The organism is Pseudoclavibacter endophyticus (assembly GCF_008831085.1).
Taxonomy (GTDB): Bacteria; Actinomycetota; Actinomycetes; order Actinomycetales; family Microbacteriaceae; genus Pseudoclavibacter; species Pseudoclavibacter endophyticus.
On the sequence record NZ_WBJY01000001.1, the window covers coordinates 1,297,274 to 1,311,667 of the forward strand.

Sequence of the window (14,394 nt, forward strand, 5' to 3'; positions counted from 1 at the left end):
CGCACCGCATCGCGAGGAGAACTACATGTCCACATCACCACGCATCGTCATCGTCGGAGGGCACGGGAAGGTCGCGTTGCTCACCGCGCCGAAACTCGCGTCGAGGGGTTTCTCGGTCGAGGGGATCATTCGTGACCCCGGGCAGCGTGGCGATCTGGAGGCTGCACAGGCCGCGCCCGTCGAGCTCGACATCGAGTCGGCGAGCGTCGACGAGCTCGCGACGGCGTTCAGGGGTGCCGCGGCCATCGTCTTCGCCGCCGGCGCGGGGGGCGGCGACCCCGAGCGCACGCGTGCCATCGACTTCGAGGCCGCCGTGCAGTCGATGACGGCCGCGCGACGCGCCGAGGTGTCGCGCTTCGTGCTCGTCTCGTACGCTCGCGCGGGGGTCGACGTCAACGTGATCGACCCGAGCGACTCATTCTTCCCCTACGCCAAGGCCAAGCATGATGCCGACCGGCACCTGCGGGGCACCGACCTCGAATACACGATCCTCGGTCCCGGCCGCCTCACGCTCGAGCCCGCCACCGGCGCCATCACGATCGCCGACGAGGAAGGGCGGATCGACGGCAATGAGCCCGGCGGCGACAACGCCAGCACGTCTCGCGAGAACGTCGCCGAGGTCATTGCGCACGTGCTCGCGGAGGGCGCGGCGATCCGGTCGACGGTCAACTTCTACGACGGGCAGACGCCAATCGCGCAGGCACTTGCGACAGTGCCGGCCGGCAGCGACGGCGTATGAGGCCGTACCGGTCGGCCGGCGCCGAGCCCACGATCCGGGGCCGTGATGTCCAAGGCCACGTCATGAGCGCCCACGCGCCCGCGACGAGCACCGCCTCCCACGCGATGTAGAGCGGCCACGGGCCAAGCAGGTCGAGCAGCGATCTGCCTGCCGGCGCACCGCTCATATAGCCGTAGTTCGCCCCGGTCATGAGATTCACGACGAACGCCATGCCGGCCCAGAGCGCCGTGAACGCGAATGCGACGCCGTAGCCGCGCCACGTCGGCCGGTACGCGAGCCCCCACGTCAAGGTGACGGCGGCGATGAGCGGCACGGCGTGCAGCAGCCAGTACATCGCGAACTCAAGCGCCGCCGACTGCTGGTAGTTCAGGTCCGGGGTGAGCACCGACTGCATGTTGAGTGTGAGCCCCCAGAAGTACAGCACCGCGACGGACCACCCCGAGCGCGTGATGAGGGCGATCGCCGTGACGAAGCGCATGGCGTCGGAGAAGTGGAACGGCAACGACTGCTCGATCGTCCAGTTCGCCGGCAGGAACTGCCAAAGCATCCAGATCGTCGAGGCCGCGAGCATCGCCCAGCCCGCGAGCGTGAGCACACGCTCCACCCGCGCCTCATCGCTGGCCCGTTTCGCGACCGTCGTGCAGACGACGACCGCGACGAGGATCACGGCGAGCGCGGCCGCGTGCTCGACGCCGTACTGTGGCATTCGGCCCACGGATGCTCCGGCGATCACGCGCGCGAGTGTATCGGCAGGGGAAAAATCCCTGGCGCTCGGAGCGCAGCGGTGGTCGACTGAGCACATGACCACATCCAGCAGCTCGCCCGCTTCCGCTGACTCGACACCCGATTCGGCTCGCGCGACGCCGGGTTCCGCCGACGAGGCTGCGCGCGTCGTCGCCGCCACCCGCGACATCGTCGCGCCGCCGCATGTGATCTTCGCCCTCATCGCCGACCCCGCGCAGCAGCCGCGGTGGGACGGCAACGACAACCTCGATTGGGCCGACTCGGGTCAGCGCGTGCGCGAGGTCGGCGAAGTCTTCGTCATGCGCCTCACGAGGGAGGGCATGATCCGCGAGAACCACGTCGTCGAGTTCGAAGAGGGGCGCCGCATCGCGTGGCAACCGTCGGAGCCGGGTGCGGCGCGACCGGGCCACCTCTGGCGCTGGGAGCTCGAGCCGCACCGCGACGGCACGCGCGTGACGCACACGTACGACTGGTCACGGCTCAATGATCCAGCGCGCGAGGTACGGGCGCGCGCGACGACGGCCGAGCACCTCGAGGCGTCGCTCGAACGCCTCGCCGAGCTCGCCGAGGCGGCCGACTCGACCGCGGGGCCCTGACCCGTCAGGCTGCGGCGCCGACCCGTCAGGCTGCGGCAGACTCGGAGGGTGCCTTGAGGGCCTTCTCGATGTCGTGCCGCAGGGTCTCGGGCTCGGCGTTGGGGGGATAACGGTGGATCACGTGCCCGTCGCGGCCGACGAGGAACTTGGTGAAGTTCCACTTGATCGCGCTCGAGAGCACGCCCTTGCGCTCGTGCTTGAGCCACGCCCACACGGGATGCGAGTCGGCGCCGTTGACATCGACCTTCGCGAACATCGGGAAGCTCACGTTGAACCGGGTCGAGCACAGTTCGCCGATCTGCTCGCTCGTGCCGGGCTCCTGGCGGAACTGATTGCTCGGGAAGCCCAGGACGGCGAAGCCCCGGTCGCAGTACTTGCGATGGAGCTCATCGAGCCCAGCGAACTGCGGCGCGAAACCGCATTTGCTGGCGGTGTTGACGATGAGGAGCACCTTGCCGCGGTAGTCGCCGAGGTCGACGGGGGTGCCGTCGAGCGACGCGGCTTGGAAGTCATGGATAGTTGACACGCCCGGAATTCTGCCATTGCTTGCGCTCACATGCCACGACCGCGGTTCGCGAACCGGCGATGGCGGTCGGCGCCTCCGGCCGTATCATGCGATTTCGACTCGCGAGAGTCGCTGATCGCGGGCCTGCGCGATGCGCTCCGCCTGCGTGTCGATCGCGTCGATGTGTCGCGCTCGGCCGGAACCGGACCCGCCCCAGAGCTCGACCCGCACGGTGAGCGCCTTTCCTTTCGACCTCGGTCGCCACACGCCGACGGGATCGCCGTCGACCGCGACGACGCCCGGTCTCCCCAGCACGGGCCACAGCTGCTTGCGCCGGATCGGATCGGACACCAACCGCTCTCGGTCTTTCGCGGCGAGCAGGAGATCGAACCCGCTCAGCAGCCGGACAGCGGCGTCGCGCGGTGCCGGCGCGTCGGCCGCGGCCGCGAGCGCGTCGAGATCGGCGGCGAGCATGGAAGCCCGGTGACCGTCGATCTCGACCTCTCGAACATCGTCCGGCCACCGGGGCTTGACCTCGCCGACGTTGGTCTCGAGAAACGCCGCGACGTCGCGGGGAGAGGCCGGCCCGAGCAGGTGCAGGTAGGCGCGGATGACCTGCAGTGCCGCTGGGGCGCTCGACGGGTCGTCCTCCGGGCCGACCGGGCGTTCCGGCCATTCGGGGGCGATGCGGAGGCGCGGCGGATTCGTGCCGGGCTCCAGCTCGACGCCCGCGTGCAACGCGCAGATGCGGAAGAGCTGCTCCTGCGGATGCGTGGCACGGCACGGGCGACAGTCGACGAGGTAGGGACGCGGGAGCGTTGCGGTCAGTCGTCCGGAGAGCTCGCCCTTCGACATGCGGGCCGACTCGCCGGTCGCGCCGGCGTCCACCGCGGCGTCGGCCAGCGCTTCGCGCATGGCCGTGGCGACCACGCGCATCCCGTCCCGGGCCTCGACGGCGGCCGCGGCGAAATCCCTGTCGGCAAGGAGGACGCGCTTGCTCGCGTCGCGGTCGCTGAACGGCGAGACTGCGACCTCCACGTCGGCCAGGTCTCGGCGCCGGATGTACTGGGGCGCGCCGCGCACCGTCCACGCGAGGGCGAGTTCCTCGGTGAAGCCGCTCGTGCAGCGGATCGCCTCGGCCGGCGTCACGCCGCGGTTCACGAGACCGATCACGCCAGCGGCATTGGCTCCCTCCTGCACGCCGAGGTCGAGCGCGGCGAGCTCTGGCAGAACCGCGTCTCCCGGCTCGGCATCGAGTCCGGTGGCGCGCCAGCGATAGCGGAGCGCCTGTTCGCGGGTCACGGTCATCGACGTTGCTGACATGAGGGAGAGCCTAGGTTCGGGTGGCGCGGGCCGATTGAAGGATCGCGACACATCGATCTGCCGTGTGCGCCGGATGTGCGGGAGCTGTCGACGGCGCCGCCGGGCGATGCCAGGATGGGCGCATGGCACAGACAGCATTCCGCGGTACTCCAGTTTCGACGACCGGCGAGCTTCCCCAGGTCGGGTCGCAGGCCCCCGACTTCGAGCTCGTCGGCAACGACCTCGCACCCGTGACGCTCGGCGACTTCGCCGGCAAGCGCGTCGTCCTCAACATCTTCCCGTCGCTCGATACGGGCGTGTGCGCAGCCTCCGTGCGTCGCTTCAACGAGCTCGCCGCAGGCCTCGACAACACGGTCGTCGTCAACGCATCGAAGGACCTGCCCTTCGCGCAGGCGCGGTTCTGCGGTGCAGAGGGCATCGAGAACGTGGTCGTCGCCTCGGCGTTCCGCTCAAGCTTCGGTGACGACTACGGCGTCGGCCAGGCCGACGGGCCGCTTGCCGGGTTGCTCGCGCGAGCGGTCGTCGTGATCGACGCCGACGGCACCATCGCCTACACGCGGGTCTCGCCCGAGATCGGCGAGGAACCGGCGTACGACGAGGCGATCCAAGCGCTGCAGGCGTAGCGTCGCCGACATTTCGCCGAGGGCCGCCCCGCATATTGCCGGGCGGCCCTCCTGCGTCGTCGGCGCGATCGTTCGGAGCGACTCGTGGAGGGCGTGCCAGCCAGAGCGTGATGCTCCTCCGGGCGCACGGGTCTTCCGTTAGCGTGACGGGGTGCGAGCGGAAGAGGAACGGCCGGGCGGCGAGGGGCCGCAGGAACGTGGCGCGCCGGGTGACGCGGATGCCCGTGTGGGTGAGGCCCGCGCCGCAGTGGCTGATGCGTGCGCATTGCTCAACGACGCCGGCATCGAGCCCGATCCGCTGGCAGCCTATGTACCCGAGCGCCGCATCCTCGGCGTGTTCCCGCGCGAGGCCCGCCTGCGTCGCGAGGGCGATGGCTGGCGCCTCGGCGTGCTCGTGCTGTCAACGACCGGCGATGTGCTGATCGGGGCGAGGACGACGCGCGCGCGGCGGCCCGAGCGTGTCGGCTACGCCGCGGAGTCGGCGCGGGAGCGGGATGTGCTGCGCCACGCGGCGTATCGGGCTCGGGTTCCCGAGGGCGTGACGGTGCACGTCGACGGCACCGCGGTCGATCTCGAGGACCTGGCCGCTTCGGGCGGCGGGTACGAGCCGCTCGCCCTCCGCCGCGACGGCATCGTCGTCCGCTGGGCGCCCGCCGCCCCGCTGCACGCGGCATTGCCGCTCGACACGTATCTCGCTGAACGCGCGCAGCTGCTGGCCCGCCCGCCCGAGCACGCCTGACCAGGGCGGCACGAGGGCAGTCAGCCCGGCGACGGGCCTCCCGCGTCCACACGGCGCTCGGCGCGGTACTCGGTGCACCGGTGCGGTGCCGGCACGGCCCGATCGTGGCCGGCGCGAACCGACCCGGGAACGTCGGGTGTTCACCGCGGCGTTACCCCCGCGTGGTCAGGCCGTGGTCGACTGCGGCGTCCTCCCGCCCTTCGCCCTTCCCGCTAGGAGCTCGAATGCGCCGTCGCCGCCGCACCATCGCAGGGATCACCGCCGTCGTCGCCGTCGGCGCGATGCTGACGTCCGTGCCCATAACGGCGTCCGCAGCGCCCGCCGTCGGTCCAATTGCGATCAACGAGGTCGAGTCGTCGGATGGTGACCCGGGCGACTGGGTCGAGCTCATGAACACGGGTGACGTCGCGATCGACCTCGGCGGCTACGAGGTGCGCGACGACAAGGACCGCGATGCCTACGTCATCCCGGCCGGCACCGTCGCGGAGCCCGGCGAGTTCGTGGTCATCGATCAGGTCGACGGTGGCGTCGGCGGTTTCGACTTCGGGCTCGGCTCGGCCGATGAGGTGCGCCTCTTCGATGCCGGCGGTGCCATGGTCGACGCGTACGCGTGGGATGGCCACGCCGCCGAGACTTACGGCCGGTGCCCCGATGGCACGGGCGAGTTCCAGCCGACCGAGTCGGCCACGAAGGGTGCGCCGAACGACTGCCGGGTGCAGGTGCGCATCAACGAGGTCGCCTCGTCGGGCGGCGAGCCTGGCGACTGGGTCGAGTTCATCAACGTCGGTGACATGACCATCGACCTGGGCGGCTTCGTCTTCCTCGACGATCGCGACGACCACCGCTACGCGCTGCCGGCGGGCAGCGTGATCGAGCCCGGCGGGTTCTTCGTGCTCGACGAGGCCGAGTTCGGCTTCGGTCTGGGCAGCGCCGACATGGCCCGCCTGCACACGCCGGAGGGCGAGACGGTCGACGAGGTCACGTGGAACGCGCACGGGAATCCGACGCTCGGTCGCTGCCCCGACGGCGAAGGGACGTTTGGAGACACGGCGGCGGCCACGAAGGGCGCGCCGAACGACTGCGTGCTCGCGCCGGGCGCCACCGCCGTCGTCGTCAACGAAGCAGAATCGTCCGGAGGCATTCCCGGTGACTGGGTCGAGCTCTTCAACACGGGCGACAGCGATGTCGATCTGTCCGGGTGGGTGGTGCGCGACGACAACGACACGCGCGAGAGCGTCATCCCCGACGGCACCGTCATCGAGGCCGGCGGATACTTCATCGTCGAAGAGTCGGCGCTCGGGTTCGGACTCGGCGCGAACGACATGGCTCGTCTCTTCACGCCCGACGACACGCTCGTGAGCGAATTGGCTTGGAGCGGGCACGCCGCGACGAGCTTCGGCCGCTGCCCGAACGGCACGGGGGAGGGCGTCGTTCAGACGAGCGTGACGAAGGGTGCCGAGAACGACTGCGGCGCGCCGGTGCGCATCAACGAGGTTGAATCGTCAGGCGGCGACCCGGGCGACTGGGTCGAGCTCGCGAATGTGGGCACCGACCCGGTCGACGTCTCCGGGTTCGTCGTGCGCGACGATGACGACGACCACACGTACGAGATCCCCGGCGACACGACGATCGCCCCGGGCGGCTACCTCGTGATCGACGATGTCGATCTCGGATTCGGGCTCGGCGGCAACGACCAGGTGCGGCTCTGGGACGCCGCGGGCGCGCTGCTCGACGAGGTCAGCTGGTCGTCCCACGCGAGCACGACGCTCGCCCGCTGCCCCGACGGCACCGGCCCGTTCGCGGAGAGCCTCGCGCCCACGAAGGGCGGGCCGAACTCCTGCGAGGGCGACCTTGAGATCGGCCCGTGGCCCGGCCCGGACACGGTCGAGTTCGGGGATGCCGCCGGAACCTTCGACGGGGATCTTTCGGGGCTCGACTACGACGAGTCGCGCGGCATCCTCTGGGCCGTCGTCAACGGCACCGGTGCGCTGTGGGCGCTTGAACAGGACGACACGGTGTGGACGCCAGCCGCGGGCTGGGAGTCGGGCAAGCAGGTGCGCTTCGCCGACGGCGCCGGGGTTCCGGACGCGGAGGGTGTCTCGGTCGGCCCCGACGGGCAGCTCTACATCGGCGTCGAGCGCGACGGCGATGCGAGCGGTGTGAGCCGCAACACCGTGCTGCAGGTGGATCCCGACGCGTCGGGCAACGAGCTCATCGCGACGAACGAGTGGAACCTGAACTCGGTGCTCCCGGCAACCGGCGCGAACTCGGGCGTCGAAGCCGTCGAGTGGGTGCCGGCAGACGCAGCGGCCGGACTCGTCGACGAGTCCGGTGCCGCCTACGACGCGGCGAACTCTCCGGGCGCGCTGCCCGGCGTGTTCTTCGTCGGCGTCGAGGCGACCGGCCAGGTGACCGCGCTCGCGCTCTCGCCCGACGGCACGGCCGACGTGATCGCGACGATCGATCCGGGCATGGGCGGTGTTATGGCCCTCGACTACGATTCCGTGCTCGACGTGCTCTGGGTGGTGTGCGATGAGGCCTGCGACGGTCTCGCCGCGCAGCTCGCGCTTGGAATGCCGGATGCCGCGATCACCTACGTCGCCCGTCCCGGCGACATGGACAACGTGGCGAACGAGGGGTTCGCGACATCACCGCAGTCGTTCTGCGTCGATGGTCTGCGCCCCGTCTGGTACGCCGACGACAACAACACCGACGGCCATTCGATCCGGGTCGGCGCCCTCGCCTGCGAGGCGAGCACGCCGCCGGTCACGACGCCGCCGATCACGACGCCGCCGTCGACGGATCCCGGCGACGACGCGATGGGCGGGGTGGATGCCGGGGCCGGTGCTGACGCCGCTGGTGACGACGGCTCGGGTGACGACGGCTCGGGCGACGACGGCTCGGGCTCCGAGGGCTCGGGCGACGACGGCTCGGGTGAGGCCGGTCGCGACGGCCTCGCCGTCACCGACGGCGGCCTGCTGCCGTTCGGGGTTGTCGCCGCGCTGCTGCTGACGGGTGCCGCGGTGCTGCTGGCTCGCCGCCGCAGCGTGTAGCGGCCCTGGCGGCCCCTCCTCGGGGCTGGCGACCCCTCCTCGGGGAGCGGACGCTCGCTCCTCGAGGAGGCCGACGAAAGCGGCGCGACGAGGGCTCGAACGATGACCTAGCCGCCCTCCCCGAACCACTCGCGGCCCCCGGCGATGCGGCCGGCGTCGTCGACGTCAACCCCCTCGTCTCCGAGCAGCGTCCGCTGCAGCTCGCCACCCGGTCCCGCGAGCGAGATCCCGATCCCGTCCCGGCCTCGGCGGCCGACGACCCTGTGCCACGGAACCCCGGCATCCTCGCTGACCGAGGCGAGCGCGTACCCCACCTGGCGGGCCGCGCGCGGCGACCCGGCGAGGACGGCGATCGTGCCGTACGTCGCGACCCGGCCGGGCGGCACGAGTCTCACCGCGTCGAGGTACCGGTCCCATCCCGAAGCCATCCGTCTATCGTGTCACGCGCTGCCTCATTCGATTCGACGGCTACCGCGCCCCGCCGGCCCCCGCAGTAGGCTGTGCGCGTTCTGCTGCGGTCGCAGCGCGCCGACGGGGGAAGGATGCGACGCATGACGTCTCGCGATGACGCGTCGGGCGGACACGCCCCCGGCATCTCTCCCAGCGGCGGGGCGCCCGGTGGTGACCCTTCCGCGGGGACGCCGCTCACCCGCAACGAGCGCCTCGACCGCCTGCCGTTCACGAAGCGCCACGGCAAACTGCTGACCGGTTCCGGCATTGGCTGGGCGCTCGACGCTATGGACGTTGGTCTCATCAGCTTCGTCATGGCCGCCCTGCAGGTGCAGTGGAGTCTGAGCACGACCGAACTGTCGTGGATCGGCTCGATCGGTTTCGTCGGCATGGCGCTCGGCGCCACGCTCGGCGGTCTCCTCGCCGATCGACTTGGCCGCCGCCAGGTCTTCGCCCTCACCATGCTCGTCTACGGGATCGCGACGGGCGCGGCCGCCCTCGCGACCTCGGTCGCCGCGCTCATGGCGTTGCGGTTCGTCGTGGGCCTCGGTCTCGGCGCCGAATTGCCCGTCGCCTCCACCCTCGTCAGCGAATACGCGCCCAAGCGCATCCGCGGCCGGATGGTCGTGCTCCTCGAAGCGTTCTGGGCTGTCGGGTGGATTCTCGCCGCGCTCATCGGCTACTTCGTCATTCCCCTCAGCGACGACGGCTGGCGGTGGGCGCTCGCGATCGGCCTGGTTCCCGCCGCCTACGCCCTCGTGGTGCGCTTTGCCCTGCCCGAATCGGTGCGCCATCTCGAGGCGAAGGGGCGAGTCGACGAGGCGGAAGCCGCCGTGCGGCAGTTTGAATCGTCGGCGAACATCCTGCCACCGACGCCCGCACTGATCGCCGCCGCGTCGGAGCGCGCGGATCGAGCGCCGGGCGCGACGCCGGGCGACGTTCGCGTATCGATCTGGTCGAAGCGGATGCGGCGCCGCACGATCGCGCTGTGGCTCGTGTGGTTCTGCATCAACCTCAGCTACTACGGCGCCTTCATCTGGATCCCGACCCTGCTGACCGGCCGTGGCTTCGACCTCGTGCGCGCCTTCGAGTTCACGCTCATCATCACCCTCGCCCAGCTCCCCGGCTACTTCGTCGCGGCCTGGCTGATCGAGCGCCTCGGCCGGCGCATCACGCTGGTGTCGTTCCTGGTCGGCTCGGCGGTGGGTGCCGCCTGGTACGGGCTCGCGGCGAGCGAGCCGATGATCATCGCGGCGGGCATGACCCTGTCGTTCTTCAACCTGGGTGCGTGGGGTGCGCTCTACGCAATCGGCCCCGAGCTCTACCCCACGAACGTGCGCGGAACCGGAACCGGTGCCGCCGCCGGGTTCGGCCGCATCGCGTCGATCATCGCCCCCCTCCTGGTGCCCCCGCTGCTCGCGCTCGGTGGCGGGAGCGGTGCCGGCGGGGAGCTCCTGGTGTTCGGCGTGTTCGCCGCCGCGTTCGTCATCGCCGCCCTCGCGGCCATCGCGTTGCCCGAGCGAATGGGCCAGCCCCTTGAGGAGGAGCTCGGATGACCGGATCACGTGGGCCCGCGTCCGGTCCTGTCACGTCAGGGTCGATGCCGGGCGGGGCGATCGTGGCGAGCCGCCGATGGCCGCTCGTCATCCTGGCCGGCGTCGCCGCCGGTGTGCACATCTGGAAGGTGCCGCCGTTCGTCGCCGAGATCAGCGAGCGCTTCGGCACGTCGCTCGTCGACGCGGGATTCCTGATGGGCGTGCTGCAGCTCGCGGGCGTCGTCGGCGGCCTCGCGGTCGGCTTCTTCGCGGAGTACCTCGGGTTTCGCCGTTGCATGCTCGCGGGTCTCGCGGTGCTCTCCGTCGCGTCGATCGGCGGCGCGTTCGCGGCGGAGTTCTGGATGCTCCTCGTCCTGCGCGGCGTCGAATCGGTCGGCTTCCTGCTCGCCATCGTCGCCGGCCCTGGCGTTATCCGCTCCATCGCCCCGCCCGCTCAGCGGAGCCTCGCGTCAGGGGCGTGGGGTAGCTACATGGGGCTCGCGGCATTCGGCACGCTGACCGTCACGGCCCTCCTCGCCGGTCTCGCCACGAAAGAGGGAACCTGGATCGTCGCGGGCGCGCTGACGGCGGTGGTCGCCGTCGCCGTGCTGCTCTGGGTGCCCGCTGATCGACCACGCTCGACGCGGAGCGACGTGAGCATCCGCGACTCGCTGTCGCGCACGGTGCGTGCGAGAGGCGTATGGGTGTGCGGCCTCGTGTTCATGTTCTACGCCGCCACGTGGATGGCCGTGCTCGGCTTTCTGCCCACGATCCTCGGCGACGCCGGTGCCGACCCCGGCCTCGCGAACCTGCTCAGCGGCATCGCGAGCGGCGCGAACGTGCTCGGAAACGTATCGGCGGCCGTGTTGTTGCAGCGCGGCGCGAGCGCGAGGCTGCTGCTGTCGATCGGGGCCGCGGTGATGGCCGTCTCGAGCTTCTGCATCTTCGCGCTCGAGCTGCCGACCGGCGGACAGTTCGCGGCCGTCCTGGTGTTCTCCGCGGTCGCGGGGCTCATCCCCGGCACGCTGTTCCCGCTCGTGCTCGGCGTCATGCCGACGGGCGGGTCGTCGACGACTGCCGTCGGCATCCTCATGCAGTGCACCAACGCCGGACTCTTCTTCGGCCCGCCGGTGCTCGCGGCCCTGACGACGGCGACAGGCAACTGGTCGTCGTCATGGTGGTTCACGGTTGCACTGGCGGCGATGGCCCTGCTGCTTGCCCAGTTCCTCGGCGTGAAGCGGTACGGCTACCGATTGGGTGGCGCGAACTAGGCGCGACGCCCGGCTCGGCGGGCCGCCACTACGCTTGCCGGCATGATCGAACGCCTCCCCAGCATCCACGACGCGCTGCCGCGGGGAGCGGCCCGCCCCGTTTCGCGCCGCTCGGTCGCCATCGCCGGTGGCTCGGTCGCGGTCGCGAGCGTGCTCGCGGCGTGTGCCGGCAACGCTCCCGGGGACGATGGGGGAGTGGATGCGGCAACCGGCGGCCCCGGTGAGGACGCGACGGCGGGCGGTGCGGCGGGCGGCGAGGTGCTGGCGACGGTGTCGCTGGCCGAGGTGCCGGTCAGGGGCGGGCTCATCGTCAGTGAGGTACCGCTCGTCGTGACGCAGCCGACCGAGGGCGATGTGCGCGCGTTCAGCGGCGTCTGCACGCACCAAGGTTGCGCCGTCGCGAGCGTCAGCAGCCGGGGCGTCATGTGTCCCTGTCATTCGAGCCTCTTCGACCTCGCCGACGGTTCACCCATCGGCGGCCCCGCCACCGAACCCCTGCGCGCCCTCAGCGCAGACGTGTCGGGCGACAGCGTGACGGTGACGTTGGCGGGGTAGCGGCGCGCGCATCGGAGCTGCGCCTTCGTGGGCGGAGTCGTCGTGGGGGCGTCGTGGCAGGCGGTCGCCGCCCGTGGCGTCTACACTTGCCGGGTGCACGACAACCCCCGGCTTGCCGAACTGGCGGCGCGTCACGGCGTCGTGACCGAGTACCAAGACTGGACAGGTGCCGCGACTCGAGTCGATGAGCCCACCCTGGTCGCCGTGCTTCGCGCCCTCGACGTCGACGGGTCGACGCCCGAGTCGATCGAGCTCGCGCTCGCCGACGCCGACGAGCGACCGTGGCGGCGCATGCTCCCGCCGTCGCTCGTGACGCGCGAGGGGCAGTCGCCCAGCTTCCCCGTGCACGTGCCGCACGGCGACGCCGTCCGGGTGGACATCGTGCTCGAGGACGGCTCGGTCAGGGCCGCCGAGCAACTCCAGAACTGGGTCGATCCTCGCGAGGTCGACGGAACGTTCGTCGGCCGCGCGACGTTCCAGTTGCCCGGCGACCTGCCGCGCGGCTGGCATGAGCTGCGAGCGTATGTGCGCGGTGCGGCCGTACCGACCGCCACGGCGACGGTCGCCGTCGTTCCCCAGCGAGGCGGCGTTGACCGCGGGCCGATCTGGGGTCTCATGGCGCAGCTGTACCAGGTGCGCTCGGCCGGCTCGTGGGGCGTCGGCGACCTGCGTGACGCCAGCACCCTCGCCGAATGGGGTGCGGGGCACGGCGCCGACTTCCTGCTGCTCAACCCGCTCCACGCGCCGGCACCCGTGGTGCCGGTCGAGCCGTCGCCGTACCTGCCGGTCACGCGGCGATTCGTCGATCCGAGCATCGTGCGCATCGACGAGGTGATCGATGCCGGCAGGATGCCAGAGCACGTGGCCGCGCGCCTCGCCTCGCTCGGGGCGGCCGCCAAGGCGGGCAACGCCCTCGACGGCATCGACCGGGACGCCATGTGGCGCGCGAAGCGAGACGCGCTCGGCGCGATCTTCGAGACCGACCTCGATGACCGCGACCGGCAGCGGGCCTTCGGAGAATTCTGCGAGCGGGAGGGCGAAGGGCTCGTCGACTTCGCGACGTACTGCGTGCTGGCGGAACAGTACGGCAGGGACTGGCACGCGTGGCCCGACGGGCTGCGCGAGCCCGTCACGCCCGCGGTCGCCGCGTTCCGCGACGCCAACGATGGGCGCGTCGACTTCTACCGATGGCTGCAGTGGATCGTCGACGAGCAGCTCGCGCGCGTGCAGGCGGACGCACGCGCCTCGGGCATGCGCATCGGCATCGTGCACGACCTCGCGGTCGGCGTGCACCGGCACGGCTCCGACGCGTGGTCGCTGCAGGACGTCCTCGCCGGCGACGTGAGCGTGGGCGCACCGCCCGATGCGTTCAATCAGCTCGGCCAGGACTGGTCGCAGCCGCCGTGGCGACCCGATCGACTGGCCGAGGCCGGCTACTCCCCGTTCCGCGACATGTTGCGGGCCGTGTTCCGGCACGCCGGTGGCGTCCGCATCGATCACATCCTGGGGCTCTTCCGGTTGTGGTGGATTCCGAACGGCAACAGTGCAGGCCAGGGCGCGTACGTGCGTTACGACGCCGAGGCCATGCTCGGCGTGCTCCTGCTCGAAGCCGAGCGCGCCGGAGCCCGCGTGATCGGCGAAGACCTCGGCGTCGTCGAAGCCGGCACGCGGCGAACGCTGGCCGACCGAGGCGTGTCGGGCACGTCGATCGTCTGGTGGGAGCGGGATGCCGACGATCGGCCGATGGACCCCGGCGAGTACCGCGAAGCGTGCCTGGCCGCCGTGACCACGCACGACCTGCCGCCGACCGCCGGCTATCTCGAGCTCGCGCACGTCGAGCTCCGTGAGCGCCTCGGCCTGCTCACCCGCAGCGCTGACGAGGAGCGCGAGGCCGAGCGCGAGTCGATCGACCGCGTGCTCGCCAGGCTGGAGGAGCTCGGGATGCTCGACCCGGGGGCGAGCGTCGATGATCGGGTCGTCGCCCTGCATCGCTTCGTGGCGATGTCGGCAGCGAACGCCTTCGGCGTAGCCGTGGCCGACCTCGCCCGCGACCGCCGCAGCGTGAATCAGCCGGGCACCTCCGACGAATACCCGAACTGGTCGATCCCGCTGGCAGGCTCCGACGGCGCGCCGATGTCGCTCGAGGAACTCGTTTCATCGCCATTCGCGGCGGCGCTCGCGGCGGCATCGACGCGAGTGCGAGGCGCCGTCACCCCCGCGGTGGACGAGACCGGCGCGGGTGACGTGCCAGGATGAAGCGC

The 14,394-nt window shown here is 71.2% G+C and carries 13 protein-coding genes; 9 read left to right on the top strand and 4 right to left on the bottom strand.

All coding sequences use genetic code 11. The annotated features are described in order from the left end of the window. The first annotated feature begins 25 nt into the window (after nucleotides 1-25). Nucleotides 26-739, top strand: coding sequence for an NAD(P)H-binding protein (locus F8O04_RS05780; RefSeq protein WP_158028329.1), 714 nt, complete (start codon nucleotides 26-28; stop codon nucleotides 737-739). Here the strand turns inward: F8O04_RS05780 and F8O04_RS05785 are convergent. After that, nucleotides 666-1,472, bottom strand: a complete 807-nt coding sequence (locus F8O04_RS05785; protein ID WP_225734891.1) for a YwaF family protein — start codon at nucleotides 1,470-1,472, stop codon at nucleotides 666-668. The genes F8O04_RS05780 and F8O04_RS05785 overlap by 74 nt on opposite strands. Nucleotides 1,473-1,539: 67 nt before the next feature. Between F8O04_RS05785 and F8O04_RS05790 the strand changes: the two genes are divergently transcribed. Then, nucleotides 1,540-2,079: an SRPBCC family protein gene (locus F8O04_RS05790; protein ID WP_158028331.1), complete on the top strand. Its 540-nt coding sequence runs from the start codon at nucleotides 1,540-1,542 to the stop codon at nucleotides 2,077-2,079. A 25-nt stretch (nucleotides 2,080-2,104) separates the two neighbouring features. Here the strand turns inward: F8O04_RS05790 and F8O04_RS05795 are convergent, their stop codons facing one another. Both F8O04_RS05795 and F8O04_RS05800 read right to left on the bottom strand, forming a co-directional pair. Then, entirely contained in the window at nucleotides 2,105-2,605 is a 501-nt protein-coding gene (locus F8O04_RS05795) for a glutathione peroxidase (RefSeq protein ID WP_158028332.1), read from the bottom strand. 84 nt (nucleotides 2,606-2,689) lie between these two features. Beyond that, nucleotides 2,690-3,907 carry a DNA glycosylase AlkZ-like family protein gene (locus tag F8O04_RS05800; protein WP_188726248.1) on the bottom strand — a complete coding sequence of 406 codons (1,218 nt, stop codon included), beginning with the start codon at nucleotides 3,905-3,907 and terminating at the stop codon, nucleotides 2,690-2,692. 122 nt (nucleotides 3,908-4,029) lie between these two features. Here F8O04_RS05800 and tpx point away from each other — a divergent pair, with 122 nt between their 5' ends. From tpx to F8O04_RS05815, 3 genes are all read left to right on the top strand, one after another. After that, entirely contained in the window at nucleotides 4,030-4,530 is a 501-nt protein-coding gene (gene tpx / locus F8O04_RS05805; protein WP_158028334.1) for a thiol peroxidase, read from the top strand. 151 nt (nucleotides 4,531-4,681) lie between these two features. After that, nucleotides 4,682-5,269 carry a hypothetical protein gene (locus F8O04_RS05810; protein ID WP_158028335.1) on the top strand — a complete coding sequence of 196 codons (588 nt, stop codon included), beginning with the start codon at nucleotides 4,682-4,684 and terminating at the stop codon, nucleotides 5,267-5,269. A gap of 224 nt (nucleotides 5,270-5,493) precedes the next feature. Further along, entirely contained in the window at nucleotides 5,494-8,322 is a 2,829-nt protein-coding gene (locus F8O04_RS05815; RefSeq protein WP_158028336.1) for a lamin tail domain-containing protein, read from the top strand. Nucleotides 8,323-8,429: 107 nt separating this feature from the next. Here the strand turns inward: F8O04_RS05815 and F8O04_RS05820 are convergent, their stop codons facing one another. Beyond that, nucleotides 8,430-8,750, bottom strand: a complete 321-nt coding sequence (locus tag F8O04_RS05820; RefSeq protein WP_158028337.1) for an MGMT family protein — start codon at nucleotides 8,748-8,750, stop codon at nucleotides 8,430-8,432. 123 nt (nucleotides 8,751-8,873) lie between these two features. Between F8O04_RS05820 and F8O04_RS05825 the strand changes: the two genes are divergently transcribed. The 4 genes from F8O04_RS05825 to malQ all read left to right on the top strand — a co-directional run bounded on the left by F8O04_RS05825 (nucleotide 8,874) and on the right by malQ (nucleotide 14,389). Continuing rightward, complete coding sequence (locus F8O04_RS05825; protein WP_158028338.1) at nucleotides 8,874-10,328, top strand: MFS transporter; 1,455 nt, start codon at nucleotides 8,874-8,876, stop codon at nucleotides 10,326-10,328. Further along, nucleotides 10,325-11,578, top strand: coding sequence for an MFS transporter (locus F8O04_RS05830; RefSeq protein WP_158028339.1), 1,254 nt, complete (start codon nucleotides 10,325-10,327; stop codon nucleotides 11,576-11,578). Before F8O04_RS05825 ends, F8O04_RS05830 begins: the two co-directional genes overlap by 4 nt. Before the next feature lie 42 nt (nucleotides 11,579-11,620). Beyond that, nucleotides 11,621-12,133 (top strand): Rieske (2Fe-2S) protein, encoded by a 513-nt coding sequence (locus tag F8O04_RS05835; protein ID WP_158028340.1) that lies wholly within the window; start codon nucleotides 11,621-11,623, stop codon nucleotides 12,131-12,133. Between the two features lie 93 nt (nucleotides 12,134-12,226). Beyond that, the gene (malQ, locus tag F8O04_RS05840; RefSeq protein WP_158028341.1) at nucleotides 12,227-14,389 is read left to right on the top strand and encodes a 4-alpha-glucanotransferase; all 2,163 of its coding nucleotides are present in this window, start codon (nucleotides 12,227-12,229) and stop codon (nucleotides 14,387-14,389) included. The last annotated feature ends 5 nt before the right edge of the window (nucleotides 14,390-14,394 follow it).

Excerpts from the sequence above, each read along its gene's own strand:
- F8O04_RS05780 (WP_158028329.1), top strand. The coding sequence starts at position 26 with ATGTCCACATCACCACGCATCGTCATCGTCGGAGGGCACGGGAAGGTC.
- F8O04_RS05790 (WP_158028331.1), top strand. The coding sequence starts at position 1,540 with ATGACCACATCCAGCAGCTCGCCCGCTTCCGCTGACTCGACACCCGAT.
- F8O04_RS05800 (WP_188726248.1), bottom strand. The coding sequence starts at position 3,907 with ATGTCAGCAACGTCGATGACCGTGACCCGCGAACAGGCGCTCCGCTAT.
- tpx (WP_158028334.1), top strand. The coding sequence starts at position 4,030 with ATGGCACAGACAGCATTCCGCGGTACTCCAGTTTCGACGACCGGCGAG.
- F8O04_RS05815 (WP_158028336.1), top strand. The coding sequence starts at position 5,494 with ATGCGCCGTCGCCGCCGCACCATCGCAGGGATCACCGCCGTCGTCGCC.
- F8O04_RS05820 (WP_158028337.1), bottom strand. The coding sequence starts at position 8,750 with ATGGCTTCGGGATGGGACCGGTACCTCGACGCGGTGAGACTCGTGCCG.
- F8O04_RS05825 (WP_158028338.1), top strand. The coding sequence starts at position 8,874 with ATGACGTCTCGCGATGACGCGTCGGGCGGACACGCCCCCGGCATCTCT.
- F8O04_RS05830 (WP_158028339.1), top strand. The coding sequence starts at position 10,325 with ATGACCGGATCACGTGGGCCCGCGTCCGGTCCTGTCACGTCAGGGTCG.
- F8O04_RS05835 (WP_158028340.1), top strand. The coding sequence starts at position 11,621 with ATGATCGAACGCCTCCCCAGCATCCACGACGCGCTGCCGCGGGGAGCG.